Below are 19,735 nucleotides of genomic sequence, written 5' to 3'. Positions count from 1 at the left end.
AGGGTAAGTTTCACGTGAAACAGCGTTTTCCCTCATGTCGTTCTTCCATGCATCTAGACTTTTCGTAGAAGAAACGCAAGAACGAAAAGGCCTATGCGCGCGTTGCGGAGAGTGCTCCGCGTGAATTTTCGGCAAGAAAAAAGCCCCTCGGCCGGATGGCGGAGGGGCTTTTGGTGTGGCTCGGCTGTCTACATTCTGTAATACTCGCGATACCAGGCCACGAAGTTGGCGATGCCGGTCTCGATGCTCGTGGCGGGCTTGAACCCCACGTCGCGGACCAGATCGTCCACGTCCGCCTCAGTGGCCGGGACGTCGCCCGCCTGCATGGGCAGCAGATTCCATTGGGCCTTCTTGCCCAATTGCTGCTCAAGCACCTCGATGTAGCGCGAGAGCTCCTCGCTGTGATTGTTGCCGATGTTGTAGATGCGGTAGGGCGCGGAGCTGGTGGCCGGGTCCGGGTTCATGGGATCCCAGTCCGGGTTGGGCGCGGCCGTGCGCATGGTCACGCGCACCACGCCCTCAATGATGTCGTCGATGTAGGTGAAGTCCCGGCGCATCTTGCCGTGATTGAAGACGTTGATGGGCTCGCCCGCCAGGATGGCCTTGGTGAACAGGAACAGGGCCATGTCCGGCCGTCCCCAGGGCCCGTACACGGTGAAGAAGCGCAAGCCCGTGCAGGGCAGCCGGAAGAGGTGGGCGTAGGAGTGGGCCATCATCTCGTTGGACTTCTTGGAGGCCGCGTACAGGCTGATGGGATGGTCCACGCCCCGGTGCGGGGACAGGGGCATGTGCGTGTTCAGGCCGTACACCGAACTGCTGGAGGCGAAGACCAGATGCTCGACCTTGTTGTGGCGGCAGCCCTCCAGGATGTTCAGGAAGCCCACGATGTTCGAGTCGATGTAGGCGCGGGGGTGCTGGAGGCTGTAACGCACCCCGGCCTGGGCCGCCAGGTTGACCACGTGGGTGAAGCGGTGGGCCTGGAACAGTCCGGCCACGCCCGCTGCGTCGGCCAGATCCAGCCGGGCGAAGGTGAAGCCCGGGAGGCGCTTGAGGATGTCCAGGCGGGCGTGTTTGATGGCCGGATCGTAGTAGTCGTTGATGCAGTCCAGACCGACCACCTCGTGGCCCATCTCAAGGAAGCGGCGGCTCAGATGGAAGCCGATGAAGCCGGCCGCTCCGGTGACGAGAATCTTCATTCCTTCTCCTCTTTCGTCTGATCGTTGCCCGCGGGCGCGGGTGAACTCAACAATCTCAGCAGATCCACGGGCACGGGGATGAGCGTGGACGCCTTGCTCTCGGCCGCGATCTCCCGCATGGTCTGGAGATAGCGCAGCTGGATGGCCTCGGGATGCTTTCCGATGATCGCGGCGGCCTCGGTCAGCCGCGCGGCCGCCTGGAACTCGCCCTCGGCGTTGATGACCTTGGCCCGTCGCTCGCGCTCGGCCTCGGCCTGCTTGGCCATGGCCCGCTGCATTTCCTGGGGCAGGTCGATGTACTTGACCTCCACCGTGGTCACCTTCACGCCCCAGGGATCGGTATGCTGATCCAGGATCGCCTGGAGCTGGGAGTTGACCTTGTCGCGATGCGACAGCAGTTCGTCCATCTCGACGCCGCCACATACACTGCGGAGGGTGGTCTGCGCAAGCTGCGATGTGGCCAGAATGTAGTCCTCCACCTCCACGACCGCCTTCACCGGGTCCACGATGCGGAAGTAGACCACCGCGTTGACCTTCATGCTCACGTTGTCCCTGGTGATCACGTCCTGATTGGGCACGTCCATGGTCACCACCCGCAGCGAAACGCGCACCATGCGGTCGATCCAGGGAATGAGCAGGATGATGCCCGGCCCCTTGGCCCGGATCACCCGGCCGAGGCGGAAGATCACGCCGCGCTCATATTCGTTGAGCACGCGCAGGGAGGCGAAGACCAGGACGAGAGCGATGGCCAGCAGAGGCAGAAACGTATACATGCCGTCCTCCAAGGGTTGATTCACGAAGACTGGGGTCCGGTTTCGGGATCGCCGTGGCGCACCACGAGCGTCAGGCCGTCGATGCCGACGATCATCACCCGGTCGCCGGGCCGGAGCGGATCGTCCGAACGCGCGGACCATATCTCGCCGCGCGTGCGCACCTGGCCGCGACTCCCGCGCCAATCCAGAACCTCGGCCTCCAGGCCGAGCATGGCCTGCCCGCCCAGGCTCGTGCGGGAGCGTTGGGCGCGCACCACCAAGGCCACGGCCAGGGCCAGGAAGGCGGAGAGGCCGCTCACGGTGACGATCACCGTGGACAAGGGCAGACCCGGCATTCCGGACGTCGGATCGAAGAGGATGATCGAACCCAGGAAGAGGGCGATCACGGCGGCCACGCCGAGCATGCCGTAACTCGTGATCTTGACCTCCAGCCAGAACAGGGCCAGCCCCAGCAGAATGAGGCCCACGCCCGCCGCGCTCGTGGGCAGGACGCTCATGGCGTAGAGCGCCAGGAGCAGGCAGAGCCCGCCGAGCACGCCCGGCAGCACGGCCCCGGGCGTGGTCAGCTCGAAGAACAGTCCGGCCAATCCGCCGAGCATGAGGAAATAAGCCACCTGCGGGTGCAGGAGCCAGGACAGGAAGCGATGCCGGAAGCCGGGCTCGAAACGCTCGATCGTCATCCGGTCGGCATCGAAGTGCAGCACTCCGTCCGCGTGGCGGATGCCGCGTCGTCCGGCCTGGACCAGGAAGTCCGAGGGATCATCAGCCAGGATCTCCACCACCCGCTCCAGGACCGCATCCTGGGCCGAAAGACTCACGCTCTCGCTCACGGCCCGTTCGTACCAGTCCACGTTGCGGCCTCGGGACGCGGCCGCGCCGCGAACGAGGCTGATCAGGTCGGCCTTGACCTTGTCGCTCATGGTTTTGCTCAACTCCTCGCCGCCTTGCCCCACGGGCGAGGCCGAACCGATGGTGGCCTGCGGAGCCATGCCCGCCACCTGGGAGGCGGCCACCAGGAAAACCCCGGCCGAGGCGGCCTGGGCTCCGCGCGGGCCCACCCAGACCAGCACCGGCGCGGGCGCGTTGAGCATGTCCTTGACCATGCCGCGCATGGTTTCCAGCAGGCCGCCCGGGGTGTCCAGGCGGATCAGCAGGAGATCATGGCCTCCGGCCTGGACCCGCGTCAGCGCGGCGCGCAGCAGCTCTTCCTGCACGGGTGTGATCGCGCCGGTGATCTCCACCTCCAACACCCTGGCCGGCCGCGGATCCGCCGCGTCCTTGCTGAACGGCGCGGAGGGCAGGGCGAAGGGAAGAAGAAAAAGAAGAAGAATGACGAGGAGACGCGCCGGGCGTGGGGGGATTCCGGGAGTCATGGCCCATCCTAGCCACAAGGCGCGGGAAAACACAACAGGCGCGGAGTCGCGGTCAGAAGCGCAGCACCTTGAGGCGGTCCACGGCGAAGTGTTGGTCGTGGGGCAGGAGCTTGAGCAGGTCAGCCGGGGCGGGCAGGACATGGATGGTGATGGCGCCGTGCTGGGCTTGAGGCTCGGCGGCGTCCGCGCCGGGTTCGATCAGGGCCAGGGCGTCCGCTCCGAAGCAGGCCACATGCTTGACGCCCAGGGCCTTGCAGCCCTCCCAGAAGAGGTCCGGCCGGGTGAGCAGGCCGCCGTCGCCCGGGCAGCACAGGGGCCAGAAGGCCGTGGTGCCTTTGGGCCAGCCCAGGTGTCCCAGGAGCGAACGGAACAGATGCCCCCGTTCCGGCGAGGCCTTGCCGCAGAGATCCCGGCCCAGCTCCAGGTAGGTCCAGACCATGCGCGCCGTGCGTGGGGTCTTGGTCCAGCAGCGGTCCCAGGGAGCGGGCCAGCGCACTTGCGGATCGTTGGAGACGGCTTGCGGAATGGCCTCGTCGGAAGACCGCTCCTCGGGTGCTGCGGCGGTCTTGCAACCCAGGAAATACCTTACTCCGGCCTGATACCAGGGGAGCAGGTGCGAGGGCAGGTTCAGAGTTGCGGAAGGAGATCCCATATCCGCCAGGCCACTTCGGTTTTGGGCAGGGCTGGCCACTGCTCCAGACGGCCCCGCCGGTCCAGGACGCAGACCGCGTTGGTGGGTGAGGCGAAGCCGCTGTCGGCCCGGTCCACGCGGTTGGCCACGATGAGGTCCAGGTTCTTGGCCTTGAGCTTCTTGGCCGCCTGGGGGCCCAGGTCCGAGGTTTCGGCCGCGAAGCCCACGAGAATCTGCCCCTCGCGCTTGTTCGCGCCCAGGTCGCGCAGGATGTCCGGGTTGGGCAGGAAGCGCACGGTCAGCCCGTCGCCCGCCTTGTCCTTCTTGAATTTCTGGTCCCCGTAGGGCTCGGGCCGGAAGTCGGCCACAGCTGCGGTCATGCAGGCCAGATCCATGTCGGGCCAGAGGTCCATGCAGGCCGCATGCATCTCCAGGGCCGTGTTCACGTCCAGGCGGCGGATGCCCAGGGGGAGTGGCTGATTCACCGGCCCGGCCACCACCGTGACCTCGGCCCCGCGCAGCCAGGCCGCCGTGGCCAGGGCCGCGCCCATGAGCCCGGAGGAGGCGTTGGTCCAGAAACGCACCGCGTCCCAGGCCTCGCGGGTGGGCCCCAGGCTGACGAGCACGCGCTTCCCGGCCATGTCCGCGGGGGAGAGCGCGCGCAGCGAGGCGGCAAGAATCTCCGCCGGGTCGGCCAGCTTGCCTTGGCCCTCGTCGCCGCAGGCCGCCAGCCCCTGGCCGGGCTCCACGCCCAGGGCGCCGCGCCCCAGGAGTTTCGCCCAGTTCTCGCGGGTGGCCGGGGCGGCCCACATGGCCGGATTCATGGCCGGGGCCAGGACCAGCGGGCCCCGGAAGGCCAGGGCCTGGCAGGAGAGCATGTCGTCGGCCAAGCCGCAGGCCAGCTTGGCCAGGATGTCGGCTGTGGCCGGGGCGATGAGCAGAACCTTGGCCGCGTGGGAGGGCGCGAGGTGTCCGAACGGATCGACGGTCTCTGCCCCGGCGAACATCTCGCCGTAGACCGGGTCCGCGCCCAGGGCTTGGAAGGACAGGGGGGTGACGAAGCGCTCGGCGGCCCGCGTCAGGGTGGCGGAAACGGAACATCCCGCGCGGAGCAATCCGCGCAGGATGTCCAGGGCCTTGTAGGCGGCGACGCTGCCCGTGACCCCGATGTGGACCCGGGAGCCCAGGAAACCGGAGAAGAGCAGCGGGTGTTCCACTATTGCAGTTCCTTTTCCCGGATGGCGCGGGAGCTGCCGGAGCTGGCCCCGGCCGGTTTGGAGGAGGAGAGCGAGTTCTGTCCGCTGGGCTGCTGCATGGTGGTGCCCGGGCCGCCCTTGGCCTCCACGGCCACGATGGTCACCTTGGACTTGAAGCCGTCCATGATCTGGATGGAGGCGCTCTTGTTGAACTTCTCGAAGATGAGGATGGACTTGTCGGCCTTCAGGGAGGTCACCAGGGTCCAGCCGTCCTTGGCCATGTTGTTGATGAAGAAGTTGATCAGGTCGGCGTTGACCACGCGGCCGGTGAAGATCATCACCCCGGAGCGGAAGGAGCGGGTGTCGAAGACGTAGCTCTCGGCGGCCTGGAATTCCAGCTCCCGGGGCACGAGGATGTCGCTGAAGTCATAGTAGTAGCTGGAATTCTCGTAAGTCTCGGTGTGGACTTCGGGTGTGGACGCCTGGCTGGAGGTGGTCGCGCCGGTTTCGGCCGGATCCGTGGAACTGGAGTTGGAGAGCGAGGAGCAGGCGGTCATGGAGGCCAGGGCGACGGCCACGACGAGGAGTTTCAAAGAGTGGGACATGCGTTCCTCCTGAGTGGGAGTTGGACTCGCTGGAGAGAGCCGATGTGTGCTGCTTGAGCCGGTCTATAGCCCAGGAAGCGTGAAACATCAACGCCGCAGGGCCGGAAAGGCCCGGCGGGACGGCGGCGATCAGGAGGGCTTGAGGCGGTCGATCTTATCCAGCAGGTGGCGCTCCATGTCGCGGCGGTCCTTGCGCAGGCGCACCAGCTCCTGTTCCAGGGTCTGCATCTTGATCTTCAGGTCCGAGGTGTCGAAGGACAGGCCCAGGGCCAGTTCCTCGATCTCGGCGTCCTTGCGGGCCAGGGACTTGTGGCCCGCGTCCAGGGCCCGGCGGAGATCCTCGTCGCCGTCCTGGGGGAGGGCCTTGAGCTTCTTCCGGTCTCGGGCCAGAAGCACGAATCCCGCCTTGAGCTTGCGCACGTCCTTGCGCAGACAGGCGATGATCTCCTTCTGATCCGCCAGAAGTCGCAGGCTTTGTCCGAATTTTTCCATCATTTCGCCTAGGGCCGGGGAGACGGCGCGGACATCCGCGGCAGGAGCCGACGCCGGGGCGGCGTCCACATCGATGGTCCGCGAGAACTCGCCGCGCAGAACCTCCTCGATCTCGGTGGTCACGCGGCCGTCCTGGTAGAGCGCGGCGATGCGTTCGAACACGCCCGCCGCCTCGGGGGCATAGCGGGTGACCCGGCCGGTCTTGCGGTGGGGCAGAAACTCCCGGAACAGCGAGGCGTAGCGGCGGGCGGTGGGCGCGGGAATGCGCGTCAGTCTCGCGATGTCGGCCACGGAAAGCCAGTCCATGCGCTCCTCCGGGAAAAGGTTCGGAAGTCCTCGCGCAGAATAAGGAATCCTGGCCGTGAGCGCAAGCCCGTGATCATCTTCGTCAGATCATCATCACGGAGAAACGCCGTCCGCCGGGGTCGGCCCGGTCGGTTCGATGACCCGGATCTTCCGCCAGGCCCCGCGCAGGAAGCGGATGCGCATGATCACGGCCAGGGCCGCGATGTAGATCAGGACACAGGCCCAGGCGGGGTAGAGTCCCCAGCCCAGGACGCGGACCATGAGCCAGGTGGGCAGCACGAGGATCAGGGCCGAGCAGCCCAGGATGGTCAGCATGATGAAGCGGGTGTCGCCCGCGCCGCGCAGGGAGCCGTACTGGATGATGCCCACGGAGTCGAAGAGGCAGTACACGGCCACCAGCCGCAGGAGCACCACGCCGGTCTCGCGCACGGCCTCGAAGTGTTCCGGGCTCAGATCCTGGGGCCGGAACAGGCTCAGGAGTTCGCGGGGGAAGAAGACGAAGGCCGCGTCCAGGATCAGGGTGTAGGTCACGCAGAGATAGAGGGTGCTCGTGTTGGCGTAGGCCGCCCGGTCCGGGTCGCCCGCGCCCATGGCCTGGCCCACCAGGATGCTGGCGGCGACAGAGAAGCCGACCATGGGCAGGAAGACCAGGGCGTTCAGCGAAAAGACGATGTTCGTGGCGGCCAGGCTTTCGGCCCCCAGGCTGCCGATGATGAAGAGAAACAGGGTGAAGCCCAGGATGTCCATGAGGAACTGCACCCCGGTGGGCAGGCCGAAGCGCAGGAAGCGCAGGAACAGGGCCTTGTCGAAACGCCAGGACGAACGCACCCCGAAGTCCCGCTCGTTGGCTCGGCGGAAGACGAGCAGGGCCAGGAGCAGGGCGCTCAGGAACCAGGCGAAGCAGGTGGCCACGGCGGCCCCGGCGATGCCCATCTCCGGCAGGCCGAAACGGCCGTAGATCAGGGCGTAGTCCAGGGGGATGTTCAGCAGCGCCCCGATGATGTTCACGATCATCACCGGCAGGGTCAGGCCCCGGCCGGAGAAGAAGCTTGAGAGGCACATGCCGGTCACGGCGAAGCCCGAGCCCAGGCAGAGGATGGAGAAATAGGTCGCCTCCTGGGCCTGGACCTCGGGAGGGTGCCCGGCCAGGGCGAACAGGGGGTCGGCCGCGAAGGTCAGCGAGGCCAGGATCAGCGACGCGGGCAGACAAAACCAGAGGCCCTGCCAGAGAGCCGCGCCCACGCGTCGAGGTTGTCCGGCGCCGGTGTACTGGGCCACGAACACGCCCACGTACTCCACCACTCCCATGCAGAAGGCGAGCAGCACGAAGTTGGCCAGTCCGGCGGGCAGGGCCGCCGCGATGGAGATCACGGAATAGTTGCCGAGAAAGACGCGGTCGGTGAACTCCATGGCCGTGGTGGAGGCCATGCCCATGACCAGGGGCAGGCCCACGCGGAGCACGTCCTTGATGCCGCCGGGAGCGGAGTAGCGGGAAAACATGAAAAACCTCGATCAGCTTGAAGCGCGCGGAAATGCGGGCCGGCGACTCCGCTTTAGTGGGCCGGACGCGAATCTGTCAACTCCGAGTGCCGGGAATGCGGAACATTTGCCCTGTTCCGGGAAAATGCGCTATACGATGAGCAAAGGACGTATCAGGAGGTCGTCATGATCGTCGCGACGCCGCGCTCCAGACCCTGGAGCCCTTACCTCGGCGGAGCCCTGGCCGGGCTTCTGGTCGTGCTCTCGGTGTTCCTGTCCGGGAAGTACTTCGGCGCCTCCACCACCTTCGTGCGCGGAGCGGGGTTCGTGGAATCCCTGTTCTCGCCCGAACGGGTGGCGACCATGCCCTATTTCATCAAGGAGATTCCCAAATTGGACTGGCAGGCCTTGTTCGTGGTGGGCATCTGCGTGGGCGCGGCCCTGGCCTCGCAACTGAGCGGCACCTTCCGCGTCCAGGCCGTGCCCGATTCGTTCGCCGAGCGCTTCGGGGGTTCATCCGCCCGCCGGGCCTTCGTCGCCTTCCTGGGCGGCATTCTGGCCATGTTCGGAGCCCGGCTGGCCGACGGCTGCCCCAGCGGCCACGGCCTGTCCGGCACGCTCCAGCTCTCGGTCAGCGGCTTCATCGCCCTGGTCTGCTTCTTCATCGGCGGGATCATCACCGCCCGCCTCCAATACAAGGGGAGGTGAGCCGTGGACCTCTGGTACGGGCTGTTCACCGGCGTACTCTTCGGCGCGCTGCTCCAGCGCTGCGAGGTCATCCGCTACGACCGCCAGCTCGGCGCGTTGCGTCTGCGGGACATGACCATCGTGAAGTTCATGCTCAGCACCGTGGTGGTGGGCATGATCGGTGTCTATCTGCTGTTCGACCTGGGGCTGGTCAAGCTTTCGGTCAAGGCCGCGGTGCTCGGCGGGGTCATCCCCGGCGGGCTCCTCTTTGGCATGGGCTGGGGCCTTGTGGGCTATTGCCCGGGCACGGCCGCCGGAGCCCTGGGCGAAGGCCGCCTGGACGCCTTCTGGGCCATCCTGGGCATGTTCGTGGGCGCGGGCCTCTACGCCGAGGCCTATCCGGCGCTCAAGGCCGGGCTCCTGACCTGGGGCGACTACGGCAAGATCACCCTGCCCCAGGTTGTGGGCGTGAACCACTGGCCGATCATCGCCATGATCACGCTCGGCGCGCTGCTGCTGTTCCGCTGGTTCGAAAAGAAGGGGCTGTAAAGGAAAAGGGCGGGGGCCTCGCGGCCGTCCGCCCTTCACCGCGCCGGATCGCGGTCCCTTCGACTGTCGCCGCCCGGCCAGGACGCGACCCGAACCTCCGGGGTTCGAGCCCCTCCCGGCCCTGCCCGGGCTGGAGACGGCTCCCGGCTTCCGCCGGGCCTGCACTCTTTTCGGCGGAACAGCTCCAGGGGTTTAGGGAGCGGTCAAAAAAAGGCCGTGACTTTCCGGCTTGACAGGCGGAACTCCCGGCGGCAAAAAAGGTACATAGCCCGCTCTGCAACCCCGGAGGCGGCGATGTCCAATGAAATCGAAGAGAATCCCGGCGAACTGCTCGGCCTTGCCGGACGGCTCTGGGCCCAGTCCCTGGCCGCCCGTCTCGCGGATCTGGGCCTGGCCCCGGGCCAGGCGCCGGTGCTGCGCCGCCTGCGCGGGCGCGACGGCCTGACCCAGGCCGAACTCTGCGTTCTGGTGGGCGTGGAGCAGCCCACCATGGCCAACACCCTCAAGCGCATGGTCCGCGACGGCCTCGTCCGGCGCGCCGCCGATCCGGCCGACCGGCGGCGGACGCTTCTGCGCTTGAGTTCCCGCGCGCGAGGGCTCCTGGACGGCCTGGATCTGGCGCTCAAGGACATGGAGCAGACGGCCTTCCGGGATTTTCCCGAAGGGGACCGGAGAGAGCTGATGCGGCTGCTGGCCGCGCTTTGCGGCAATCTGCGGGCCGACTTGGCCGAGGATGTGCTCGTGCTCCTGGACGTGGTGCCCGAGGACGAGCCGCTCGGGGACGCGGCGGCCGGGACTCCGGCCTCAGGCTTCTGAGTCCGCGTCGCCGGAGAGGATGTCGGCCAGTTCCCGGATCACGCCCTGGCCGCCCCGGGCCCGGGTCACCAGCCGGGCCGCAGCCAGCGCCGAGGGATGGGCGTCGGCCGGGGCCACCGGCCAGCCCACCAGCCGCAACGCGGGCAGATCGTTCACGTCGTTGCCCACGAAGAGCACCCGTCTGGGGTCCAGACCGCGCGCGTCCAGAAGCCGGGCCAGGGCCGCGCCCTTGTCCGCGCAGTCCTGCACGGCCGGAATGCGCAGCTTGGCGGCCCGGGCCGCGACCACCGGATTGGCTTCGGTGGAGAGGATCATCTGCGGAATGCCGAGCGCGCGGATGAGGCCCACGCCCAGGCCGTCGGCCCGGTTGCAGAACACGGCCTCGGTCCCGTCCTGGGACACGAGCACCCGGTTGTCGGTCATCACCCCGTCGAAGTCGTAGACGATGCAGTCGATGTCGGCCTTGCCGGGCCTGTCCTGTTCCATGCGCACCCCGCGCGGCGTCGTCCGCCGGTCGTTTTCCGCTGTTCCCTCTCTAGCACGGCGTCCCGGCGTGTCAAGGAAGCCGGGATAAAAGGCCAGGAATCGCAACCCCCTGGACAGCGGTGGGCTTTTGGGTCAACATCGCCCACGATAGCCGTCATCGCGACGCGGGAGAAGGGCATGCCGGTACGGGAGTTCGAAAGCGTCTGCGTACACCACATCCTGGACGGACTGCGGTTCGGGCTCTCGCATTTTTCCCGGCCCAGCCGAGCGGCCGTGATCTATTGCCCGGCTCCGGACGATCCCCCGCGCATCTACGATCCCCAGAACCTTCTGCGCGGCCACGAGCCACGGCTCACCGAGGTCTACCTGGACGACGACGGCTGGCGCGGGCCGCGGCCCAGCGACTCCCTGGTTCACTGCCTGCGGCCCGAGGAGGATCACGAGCTGACCCTCTCCGGCCTCATCGGCTTCGGCGGCCGCTCCCGCGCCATGACCTACCAGATGTGGTTCACCGAGCACCACCCGGATCTCTGCTCCGTCGGGCCCACCACCCGCTGGCTGGAATACGCGGTGAACCTCTTCTCCCAGAACTGCGAGTATAAGAACGTCCTCAACCTGGACGCCGCCGAGTTCCTGCTCCAGGATCTGGCCTGCCATGCGGTCCGCGACTTCCTGGTGGACGAGCGCGGCCTGATCCTGGGCATGGACACCAACCTGCGCATCTATCCGCTCCTGGACGCCGTGCTCGGCGTGTCCAAGACCCGCGAGGAAGGGGCCTGGGCCCGGGGCGTGATCGCCTTCGTGGAGCCCGCTTACCTGCACCGCCTGGACTTTCTTCTGCGCTTTCCCGAATTGGAGCGGCCCGCGCTGAGCAATCACAAGCACGTCCGCAAGCTGCTGCAGGCCGTGGAGAGCGACGATCGTTTCCTGGCCTCGGACGGCGGAACCATCGTGGGCGTGGCCCGGGGTGCGCTGCCTCCGGCGACTGTGCTGGCCGACTTCCGGGGCGGCCACGGCTTCCTGTATCTCGACCAGGATCCCGTATGCAGCTTCTCGGACGGCGACTTCCATTCCTCCAATCGCCAGCCCCTGCTCGTGCACCTGGAGGAGGCCCTGCTGGAGGTGGACCTGAGCCCCACCGACCGCCACGACCTGTTCCAGGCCGTGACCCGCATCGTCAACGACGCCCGGGATCAGCGTCACGGCTGCTCGGTGGTGGTGGACCTGGGTCTCGAACCCCTGGAGCTGGCCGGGCAGAAGCTGGAAGCGCCCCTGGATCTGCGGCGGGAAGGGGCGCTGGAGGTGGCCGTCGGGCTCTCGCGCGTGGACGGGGCCCTGCACGTGGCCCGCGATCTGCATCTGCACGGTTTCGCCTGCCTCATGGACGGTCTGGCCACGCCCGGCGAGAACCGCGCCCGGGGCGCGCGCTTCAACTCCGCAATCCGCTTTTCGGCCCGCCACCACGGGGTCATCGTGGTGGTCGTCTCCGCCGACCGGCCGGTGAACGTCATCCAGGGGGGCGTGGAACTCACCGCCCAGTGCGAATGGGTGCCCATGCCCGGCACGCCCCGGCCGCCCACCCTGCGGCAGTGGGTCAACCAGGCCATCGTCTAGGCCCTAGATCGTCCTGGGCGGCTCAATGGCGTCCTCGGGGCAGGCCAGGATGCAGCTTCCGCACTCGTCGCAGCGCGAGCCGTCGATGCGGTAGGGTTCGCCCGGCACCACGGCCTTGAAGGTGCAGACCTCCGCGCAGGCCCCGCAGGCGACGCAGGCGTCGGTGATCCGGCAGCCCGACTCCTCGTGCGTCTCGCCGCCGAAGGAGAAGCGGGTTCGCAGCAGCTTGTGGTCCCGGCGCTCCATCTCGAAGTCGTAGTCGTAGATTTCCCCCTTGCCCCGGTGCAGGCGGAACAGGCGGATGTCCGGGTAGCGGGCGTGGTCCTCCAGGACGTAGCGGAAGGTCGCATCGCCAGCGGCGGCCCCGGCCTCGATCTCGGCCAGGGGAACCTCCTCGGCCTCGCCCGTGATCCGCAACGTGTAGCCGGGTTCGAACGCGGGTTGCCCCACGGGGTTCTTTCCGGTGGGGCGGCCGGAGGGGAAAATGCCGCAGAGGGCGACTTTCCCGTTCGCCTTCAACTGCCGGTAGAACGGCTTGACGCTCATGTTCAGGAAATAAAGCCCCCGCTCATCGCAGCCGCAGACGTGGGCGATCCGGCTGTGCGGGGTTCCGCCGTCCAGGGTGGTGAACGTCAGGCAGCCGATCTCCCGGATGCGTTCATGAATTTCCTTCAGGGTCATGTCCCCGCCTCCTGGTTTCTGCGGAGCCGGCGCTCGGTTGGAGCGCGAAGGCCGGTCCCGGCCTATCTTCACGCAATCTCCATCAAGCCGGGGGCGCGGAGCCTCTGGGCTCCCTACTTCCCGCTGACGACCCAGGCATGGAAACCGGCCGTGGGCTTGTGGCCCACGCCGATGCCGCCCTTGTGCAGATACAGGCACATGGCCCAGGACGGGTCCAGGGCGCTGTTGGTGGCCGACCAGTAGGTGTCGCGCACGTTGACGAAGGGATGGGCGGCGGGCAGCGCCGGGGTGTGGCGCGTGGCGTCCACCAGGGATTCCAGCTCCAGGATCGTGGGCAGCCGCCAGTTCACCCGCCCGGCCAGTACCCGCTCATTGGCCGCGTGGGGCAGGGCCAGGGCCAGGGGCCAGGGCAGCGCGCCGCGCGGGTCCGCGTCGCGGGCCCAGACGAGATTCGTGAGCCGGTCGAGCACGGCCTCGCCGCCGGGCAAGACCTCGAAGCGCGGCTCGGGCCAGGCCCGCCCGGTTCCGGCGACGGGCCCAGGGTTGGGCAGCGACTCGCTCCGCCCGCGCACGGGCCAGACCAGATGATATTCGTCGGCCCGGCCGAAGAACATCCGGCCGCCGAGGAACTGCACGTACCAGAAGTAGCCGGGTTGGATGGCGGCCTCGGTGGCGCTCCAGTACCAGTTGGGGACCGCGTTGCGGAAGGGATGGCTCGGGGGCAGGCTGGGCGTGGCCGAGCCGAAGTCCACCAGGCTCAGCAGTTCCCGGCGGTCGGGCAATCGCCAGTCGTCGAAGCCGTGGCGGGCCTCCGCGCGCCACTCCGCGGCGAGGTTCCCGGCCTCGGCCCGGCTGAGCGGGAACCCGGCGGGGTCGGCGTCGGCGGACCAGTGCAGGCCCGTGAGCCGGTCCAGGGCCACGGCTCCGTCGGCCGAAAGTTCGAAGCGTGGCGCGGGCCAGGGGCGGCCGGGCCGGAACTCCCCGTCCTGCCCCGATCCCCGGCAGGGCAGGGGACGGCCGTGGCGGTCGTGGCAGAGGGTCTGGCCGGAGTTGCGGATGATTGCGGTCATTTGCTGAAGGTAGCATCGGCGCGAGCCGGGGGCAAGGCGTCTGGACAGGGCCCGGCGGCTGGGGCAGAATCACGCCCGGGGCCGTGCGGCCCGAGGAGGTTCCATGCGTCCGGCCTCAGTCTGCCTCTGTCTGCTGCTCTTGTTCTGCGCCGCGATTCCGGCCCGCGCGGCCCAGCCCAACCCGGCCCAGCCGCCGCAAGCGGCTCCGGCGCGGCCCGGCGCGGCCCAGTCGACCTTCGTCGTGATCCTGGACGCCACGGCCGGATACGCTCGGCTGGAGGCCGCCAAGCCCGTGCTCAACGCCGTTGTCCGCGACCTGCCGGAAAACGCCCAGGCCGCGCTCTACCTCTATCCCCAGCCCAGTCAGGTGGCCTGTCTGCCGGTGCGCGAACTGGTGCCCCTGGGCCCTCTGAACAAGCTCGACTTCATGCGCGCCGTGTCCTCCCTGGCCAGGCCGGACGGCAAGCCGGCGCCGACCCTGGACCTGGAGGCCGCCACCAAACGCATCTTGGCCGTGCGCACGCCCGTCACCGCCGTGTTCCTGAGCACGGGCCTGGACACCTGTGGAGAGGACCCCGGCCCGGTGGTCTCCCTGCTCAAGGCCCTGGGCCTGCCCTTCACCCTGCGCATCGTGGGCTATCAGGTCACGTCCAACCAGGCCGCCGTGCTGGACAACATGGCCGGGCTCTCCGGCGGCACCTACGAGAGCGCGGCCAACGGCGCGGATTTGGCCCGGGCCCTGCGTCGGGCCTTCCGGGTCGAGAACCTGCTCGTGCGCGCCACCCGCCTGGGCGCGCCCTTCGACGCCCTGGTGGAGGTCCGGCCCGCGTCGGCCGGAACCGCTGGAACTCCACCCCTGGCCACCTTCCGCACCGGGCCTTCGGGACTGGGCGGGATATCGTTGCCCCTGGGCCGCTACGAGCTCACGGTCAGCGATCCCACGGCTTCCGGCCGCATCCGCTCGGTGTTCAAGGACGTGGCCGTGACCAACGAGCGCATCGCCGTGCGCGAGGCCGCCTTCGGCGGGGCGGAAATCCGCGTGGCCGCGATCAAGAACGGCAAGCCCATCGACGCCCGGGTGGAGATCGCCGCCGAGGGCGGCTCCGGCATCCTGATCCAGGGACAGAGCGGCTCCCCGCCAGCTCCGTTCCTCGTTTCGCCCGGCATCTACTCCATTCGCGCCTCGGACCCCGAAAACCCCCGCAGACCCCCTTCCGTGCTCCCCAGCATCGCCGCCCGCTCCGGTGTCGTGACCACCGTGCCCGTGTCCTTCGACGAGGGCTGGATCAGCGTGCGCGCGCTGGTCAATGGAATGCCCGGCAACGTCCTGGTGGAGATCTATTCCCCGGGAGAAAAGGAACCCCTGGCCACGGGCATGAGCGGAGCCGAGACCCCCAAGGCCTTCCCGGTCCTGCCCGGGGTCTACGACGTGAAGATCATCGACCTGCCGACCAAGAAGAGCGTGACCAGGCACGACGTCTCGGTCATGCCCGGCCGGACCACCACCTCCGACTTCGCCTCCGGCTTCGCCGGTCCTTAGAAAGGCCGGCTTCGCCGGTCCTTAGAAAGGCCGGCTTCGCCGGTCTACGGAAAGGCCAAGAGGATCCCATCGTTCCGTATTTCCGAAACGGGCCGAAGGCCCCCGACTTCGTCGGTTTCCAGAAAGACGAAGGGGCGTTCCTCTTTCGGCTTTTTGAAACGGGCCGAAGGGCCTCGGCTTTCGCTGGAACGGGGTGGGTTTCAGGCCGCAGAAGGACAGCGCCTCGTTGGACCGAGGCGCAACCTCAAAGGTCGCGGTGGTACGGCGCCTTTCGTCTTTCTGAAACGGGCCGAAGGCCCCCGGCTTCGCCGGTTTTGAGAAAGACGAAGAGGCGTTCCTCTTCCGGCTTTCCGAAACGGGCCGAAGGCCCCGGACTTAAGCGTCGGCGTCGGGCGAGATGGCTGGAGCGGTTTCCGGCTCGTCCTGCGTGGAGGAGTCGTCGTCGGGCCGTGAGTCCTTGCGTTCCTGCTTCTGGCGCAGCTTTTCGGCCTTCTTCTTGGCCTTGGCCAGTTCCTTCTGACGTTTTTCGTAGGAATAGTTGGGTTTCTTCGCCAATGTGACCTCCTTGTTGGTTCTTCCTCGGTGCCTTGTGACTCGTGAAAACTCTCTTTCGCCTTTCCATACCCCCCGAAGAGGGCCGAAGGGGGTTAGTCGGTGGCCTCCTCGGCGGGGTCGCGCTGTTTGCGGACGATCTCGCGCACCTGGTAGGGCTTGACGTCGGTCTGGGCGGCCAGGACGTTGGAGAGCACTTCCAGGATGAAGCCCGTGGACATGAAGCCCAGGGAGGCGAGGTAGAAGAGCACCGCGCCCAGGAACGGCGGCCGGGTGCCCATGTGCTCGCCGTAAAAGATCTTGCCGTAGAGCAGCCAGGCCATGATCACGCTGGCGGCCAGGAACAGGAGCAGGGCGATGCGGCCGAAGAGGTAGACGGGCCGCTGCTTGAAGGAGTTCTGGAACCAGAGCAGGATGATGTCGAAGAGCACGTCCACGGACCGGCCGATGCCGTAGTGGCTCTTGCCCGCGAAGCGCGGCGGAGCGCTGGTGGGCACCTCGGCCACCGAGCCGCCCAGCCCGTGGACCAGGGCGGGCAGGAGGCGGTGCTGGCCCTCGCGCAGATGCAGGGTGCGGGCCAGATCGCCGCGCAGGATGGACAGGCCGCCCATGTCCTTCACGTCGCACTTGCTCGTGGCGCGCAGAAGATAGTTCGCTATCCGGCTCGGGATGCGGCGCAGCACGAGGGATTCCGAGCGGTTGGTCCGCACGCCCTTGACCATGTCCCAGCCCTCGCGGATCGTGGTCACCAGGGCCGGAAGCTCCTCCGGCGGGTGCTGGAGATCGCCGTCCATGATGACCACGTACTTGCCCCGGGAGTGCTGCATGCCCGCGTAGATGGCGGTGCATTGGCCCCGGTTGCGGGCCAGGAACACGCCCGTGAGCCGGGGGTCGGCGTCGGCCAGTTCGCGGATGATCGCGCCGGTGGAGTCGGTGGAGCCGTCGTTGACGATGACGATCTCGTACTCGATGCCGAATTCGGAGAGCACGGACGTGACCCGGCGGTGGAACTCGCGGATGCAGAGCTCCTCGTTGTGCATGGGCGTGACCACGGAGAGTTCGATGGCGCGTTCGGGCATGGCGATTCCTTACGGCATCTGGCCGTAGTGCACAAGCTTGGCCCCCATCTCGCCCAGGACGCGGAGCCATTCCGGGTCGGAAAGGGCCTTGTACTCGGCCTCCCACTGGGCGGCCACGCGCAGTTTGCCATACTCGGCCGGGATGTCCGGGTCGCCGGGCAGGGGCTTGCCGGGGTGGCAGACGATCTCCACCACCCGGGCCTTGGGTGCGCGGGCGGCGTAGGCCCGGAAGCGTTCGGGCAGGAGAAAGCGGCCCTGGTCCGCGATGCCGAAGGCCAGGTCGGGCCAGCGCACCCGCGCCGGGCGCTTCTGGAACAGGGAGCAGACGCCCAGGAACTTGGTCCGCAGCCCGCCCGCGTCCATCCGGGCCAGCTTCTGGCACTCCACGGGCCGTCGCAGCCAGCCCACGCCGAATTTCCCGGCCACCCTGGCGGCCACGGCCATGAGCGTGGGCCAGGCGTGGATGTGCTTCTCGGAGTCGAAATGCGTGGGGCTGACGCCCAGTTCCCTGGCCCGCTCCACCTGGGCGGTCCACTCGCGTTCCACCTGGCCGTGGTCGATGCGGCCGGTGAGGTAGCGCTTGAAAAGGGCCGTGTAGTCGCCCAGGAAGAGCCCGTCCGGGCCCACCAGACTGTCCACCTCGCCCGGCGGGAGGGTCGGCCGTCCGCGCAGGATGTTCAGGTGGACGCCCAGGCCCACGCCGGTGGTCTTCGCCGCTTGTTCGGCGTCCGGTCCGTTGACCAGCAGGGTGGAGGAGGTGACGATGCCGATCCGGCCGAGATCCTCCACGGCCCGCCGCACCGCCGGGTGCAGCCCCAGGTCGTCCACGTTCACGATCACGCGCATGGCGGGCACTGTAGACCCTGCGCGCCGCGGCGTAAAGCGGGGGCCGCTGGGACTCAGCGCGCCGGTCCGCCGCGCAGCAGCAGGGGCAGCCCGGGCCGGAGGTCGGCGGCGAAGGCCGCGTCCGCGTCCAGAACGAGTTCGAGCAGGTGCTCCGGCGACCGGCGGTAGACCATCAGACCCGCCTCGGCCAGGGCCCGGGACGATTCGGAGAGATGATCGGCCCGGGGCAGATCGGCCTCGACCCGGATCAGGCCGCGCACGGGCCCGCCCTTTGGAGGAGCCACGCGTCCCGGGCCATGCACGAAGGGCAGGAAGACGATCTCGGGTTCTTCCAGGGGCGCGCCGTCCGCGAACTCCATGATCAGGCCCGGCGGGAGATAGGCCGGGCGATAGGCCCGGGTGGGGCAGGGGGCCCGTCCGTCCGGTGCTCCCCGGGAGCGGAACACGAAGCCGAAGGGATTCGCCCCGTTCCGGCGTCGCGACCAGCGCTCCCAGAGCCGGGTCTCCCGGGCGGGTCCGGCCTGGGCTTCCGCCGGGTCCGTGACCCAGAGCAGTTCGAGATAGGCGTTGCCGAAGGGAAAGCGGCGGTTGGCGGTTCCCTGGCCGGGATGGGTGTTGGATGGGCCCTCGGCCAGGCCGAGCCGGATCAGGGTTTCGGCCTCGGGAGCGCCGGGGCCGCAGCAGACGAAGATGTGGTCGAGTTCCAGAGGCATGGAAAAGCCGGGCGCTCCGGGCGCGTCGGCGCTGGTCTAGGGCTGGATGCCCCGGCGGGTCATCTCCGCGCGCACGTCGAGCTGGCGGTGGCGCAACGGGGTGGCGTCGCAGTTGTTGCTGGCGTCGCGGGTCACGCCCACGCCGATGCCCGCGCCGCCGCCGGACCCCCAGCCGCTGCCCACGCCCATGCGCAGGGGCGTCTCGGACCGGACGCGGTACTCGCAGGCCTCGATGGCCTGGTCCAGGTCGTAGTAGTAGCGGACGATCCCGGTGTCGGTCATGCGGGTGTAGTCCTCATCCATGAGCTGTTCACGGGCGGTCTTGCCGCAGGCGGCCAGGGCCAGGGCCGAGCAGAGACAGAGGCAGAACAGGAACGGCTTCATGGGGTCTCCTTGTGGGACGGTTGCTGACGGAAGGGAACATAGCATGCGGCGGGGACAAAAAAAAGCGGCTTGCGCGGCGTTTTCCTTGTCGCCGAAGGGAAAGGAGCGCGCTGCGGACATCGAGCGACGGTGGCACGGCGCGAGGAAAAACGGGGTCTGTTCCCATTCCGGGATATTCAGAGAGGATCAACTATTCAAGCGTGTTGCCGTGTCTCGTTCAGCGGGAGTCAATGGATTTCCCAACGTGGGATGGGACGCCGGAGTGTCTCCGCGTGGCATGGACCGCCACGGTATTCACCCGGCATGACACAAGAAAAAAAATGGTGCGGGCTATACAAGGTGCGGCATGGAACTTATTGGATGAGAAAGGCGGAGAAGAAAAACGCACCCTCGGCAAGGAGGAACGGCCATGAAGGGCGACCACGAGCACAAGCACGACCACGAGCACGAGCATACCCACAGCCACGAGCACCCGCACGAGCACCCGGGAATGGGCGTGCATTCCCACCCGCACGAACACACCCACAGCCACGAACACCCGCACGAGCACAAGCACCCGCACGAGCACGCCGGGGAGGGCCACGATCACACCCACGCGGGTGAGCATGGAGCCCACGACCACGAGCATCCGGGACACGAAAAGGAAGTGCACGACCACAAGCACTGA

Annotated in this window: 22 protein-coding genes; 5 read left to right on the top strand and 17 right to left on the bottom strand. The window is 67.9% G+C overall.

Annotation, left to right across the window (positions count from 1 at the left end; translation table 11 throughout):
• Positions 1-188: 188 nt before the first annotated feature.
• The 8 genes from H587_RS0115550 to H587_RS19190 form a co-directional block, all read right to left on the bottom strand.
• On the bottom strand, positions 189-1,196 hold the full coding sequence (locus tag H587_RS0115550) for an NAD-dependent epimerase (RefSeq protein ID WP_027177009.1): 1,008 nt from the start codon (positions 1,194-1,196) through the stop codon (positions 189-191).
• Positions 1,193-1,969: a slipin family protein gene (locus H587_RS19210; protein ID WP_034609629.1), complete on the bottom strand. Its 777-nt coding sequence runs from the start codon at positions 1,967-1,969 to the stop codon at positions 1,193-1,195. Before H587_RS19210 ends, H587_RS0115550 begins: the two co-directional genes overlap by 4 nt.
• 20 nt (positions 1,970-1,989) lie before the next feature.
• A complete protein-coding gene (locus H587_RS19205) occupies positions 1,990-3,342 on the bottom strand; it encodes an NfeD family protein (protein ID WP_084630929.1) in 1,353 nt (450 codons plus the stop codon).
• Positions 3,343-3,394: 52 nt separating this feature from the next.
• On the bottom strand, positions 3,395-3,994 hold the full coding sequence (locus H587_RS19980) for a hypothetical protein (protein WP_156904594.1): 600 nt from the start codon (positions 3,992-3,994) through the stop codon (positions 3,395-3,397).
• Complete coding sequence (gene coaBC / locus H587_RS0115530) at positions 3,970-5,190, bottom strand: bifunctional phosphopantothenoylcysteine decarboxylase/phosphopantothenate--cysteine ligase CoaBC (protein ID WP_425387192.1); 1,221 nt, start codon at positions 5,188-5,190, stop codon at positions 3,970-3,972. The genes H587_RS19980 and coaBC overlap by 25 nt, the downstream gene beginning before the upstream one ends.
• The gene (locus H587_RS19195) at positions 5,190-5,774 is read right to left on the bottom strand and encodes a hypothetical protein (RefSeq protein WP_211219522.1); all 585 of its coding nucleotides are present in this window, start codon (positions 5,772-5,774) and stop codon (positions 5,190-5,192) included. The genes coaBC and H587_RS19195 overlap by 1 nt, the downstream gene beginning before the upstream one ends.
• A 129-nt stretch (positions 5,775-5,903) precedes the next feature.
• Positions 5,904-6,572: a hypothetical protein gene (locus tag H587_RS0115520; RefSeq protein WP_027177006.1), complete on the bottom strand. Its 669-nt coding sequence runs from the start codon at positions 6,570-6,572 to the stop codon at positions 5,904-5,906.
• A gap of 93 nt (positions 6,573-6,665) precedes the next feature.
• Positions 6,666-8,072, bottom strand: coding sequence for an MATE family efflux transporter (locus H587_RS19190; RefSeq protein WP_034609627.1), 1,407 nt, complete (start codon positions 8,070-8,072; stop codon positions 6,666-6,668).
• A gap of 165 nt (positions 8,073-8,237) precedes the next feature.
• Between H587_RS19190 and H587_RS0115510 the strand changes: the two genes are divergently transcribed.
• The 3 genes from H587_RS0115510 to H587_RS19185 all read left to right on the top strand — a co-directional run bounded on the left by H587_RS0115510 (position 8,238) and on the right by H587_RS19185 (position 10,103).
• Positions 8,238-8,759, top strand: coding sequence for a YeeE/YedE thiosulfate transporter family protein (locus H587_RS0115510; RefSeq protein ID WP_027177005.1), 522 nt, complete (start codon positions 8,238-8,240; stop codon positions 8,757-8,759).
• A gap of 3 nt (positions 8,760-8,762) precedes the next feature.
• On the top strand, positions 8,763-9,287 hold the full coding sequence (locus H587_RS0115505; protein WP_027177004.1) for a YeeE/YedE thiosulfate transporter family protein: 525 nt from the start codon (positions 8,763-8,765) through the stop codon (positions 9,285-9,287).
• Positions 9,288-9,581: 294 nt separating this feature from the next.
• Positions 9,582-10,103 (top strand): MarR family winged helix-turn-helix transcriptional regulator, encoded by a 522-nt coding sequence (locus H587_RS19185; RefSeq protein WP_051203011.1) that lies wholly within the window; start codon positions 9,582-9,584, stop codon positions 10,101-10,103.
• Here the strand turns inward: H587_RS19185 and H587_RS0115495 are convergent.
• On the bottom strand, positions 10,092-10,589 hold the full coding sequence (locus tag H587_RS0115495; protein WP_027177003.1) for a KdsC family phosphatase: 498 nt from the start codon (positions 10,587-10,589) through the stop codon (positions 10,092-10,094). The genes H587_RS19185 and H587_RS0115495 overlap by 12 nt on opposite strands.
• A gap of 177 nt (positions 10,590-10,766) precedes the next feature.
• On the opposite strand from H587_RS0115495, the gene H587_RS0115490 reads away from it, so the two are divergent.
• Positions 10,767-12,203 carry a DNA integrity scanning protein DisA nucleotide-binding domain protein gene (locus tag H587_RS0115490; RefSeq protein WP_027177002.1) on the top strand — a complete coding sequence of 479 codons (1,437 nt, stop codon included), beginning with the start codon at positions 10,767-10,769 and terminating at the stop codon, positions 12,201-12,203.
• Between the two features lie 3 nt (positions 12,204-12,206).
• Here the strand turns inward: H587_RS0115490 and H587_RS20725 are convergent, their stop codons facing one another.
• Both H587_RS20725 and H587_RS0115480 read right to left on the bottom strand, forming a co-directional pair.
• Positions 12,207-12,884, bottom strand: a complete 678-nt coding sequence (locus tag H587_RS20725; protein WP_027177001.1) for a 4Fe-4S binding protein — start codon at positions 12,882-12,884, stop codon at positions 12,207-12,209.
• 113 nt (positions 12,885-12,997) lie between these two features.
• The gene (locus H587_RS0115480) at positions 12,998-13,954 is read right to left on the bottom strand and encodes an Lcl C-terminal domain-containing protein (protein ID WP_027177000.1); all 957 of its coding nucleotides are present in this window, start codon (positions 13,952-13,954) and stop codon (positions 12,998-13,000) included.
• A gap of 103 nt (positions 13,955-14,057) precedes the next feature.
• On the opposite strand from H587_RS0115480, the gene H587_RS0115475 reads away from it, so the two are divergent.
• Positions 14,058-15,494: a vWA domain-containing protein gene (locus tag H587_RS0115475; protein WP_027176999.1), complete on the top strand. Its 1,437-nt coding sequence runs from the start codon at positions 14,058-14,060 to the stop codon at positions 15,492-15,494.
• Between the two features lie 375 nt (positions 15,495-15,869).
• Here the strand turns inward: H587_RS0115475 and H587_RS0115470 are convergent, their stop codons facing one another.
• The 6 genes from H587_RS0115470 to H587_RS20720 all read right to left on the bottom strand — a co-directional run bounded on the left by H587_RS0115470 (position 15,870) and on the right by H587_RS20720 (position 19,732).
• Complete coding sequence (locus H587_RS0115470; protein ID WP_027176998.1) at positions 15,870-16,049, bottom strand: hypothetical protein; 180 nt, start codon at positions 16,047-16,049, stop codon at positions 15,870-15,872.
• A gap of 92 nt (positions 16,050-16,141) precedes the next feature.
• The gene (locus H587_RS0115465) at positions 16,142-17,125 is read right to left on the bottom strand and encodes a glycosyltransferase family 2 protein (protein ID WP_034609624.1); all 984 of its coding nucleotides are present in this window, start codon (positions 17,123-17,125) and stop codon (positions 16,142-16,144) included.
• A gap of 9 nt (positions 17,126-17,134) precedes the next feature.
• The gene (locus H587_RS0115460; RefSeq protein WP_027176996.1) at positions 17,135-17,971 is read right to left on the bottom strand and encodes a ChbG/HpnK family deacetylase; all 837 of its coding nucleotides are present in this window, start codon (positions 17,969-17,971) and stop codon (positions 17,135-17,137) included.
• Between the two features lie 53 nt (positions 17,972-18,024).
• Positions 18,025-18,684 carry a VOC family protein gene (locus H587_RS0115455; RefSeq protein WP_027176995.1) on the bottom strand — a complete coding sequence of 220 codons (660 nt, stop codon included), beginning with the start codon at positions 18,682-18,684 and terminating at the stop codon, positions 18,025-18,027.
• 36 nt (positions 18,685-18,720) lie between these two features.
• Positions 18,721-19,068 (bottom strand): hypothetical protein, encoded by a 348-nt coding sequence (locus tag H587_RS0115450; RefSeq protein ID WP_027176994.1) that lies wholly within the window; start codon positions 19,066-19,068, stop codon positions 18,721-18,723.
• A gap of 217 nt (positions 19,069-19,285) precedes the next feature.
• Positions 19,286-19,732: a hypothetical protein gene (locus H587_RS20720; protein WP_156904593.1), complete on the bottom strand. Its 447-nt coding sequence runs from the start codon at positions 19,730-19,732 to the stop codon at positions 19,286-19,288.
• Between the last annotated feature and the right edge of the window lie 3 nt (positions 19,733-19,735).

This window comes from Desulfovibrio aminophilus DSM 12254, assembly GCF_000422565.1.
GTDB lineage: Bacteria > Desulfobacterota > Desulfovibrionia > Desulfovibrionales > Desulfovibrionaceae > Aminidesulfovibrio > Aminidesulfovibrio aminophilus.
This window is presented reverse-complemented; position numbering and strand designations above follow the sequence as displayed.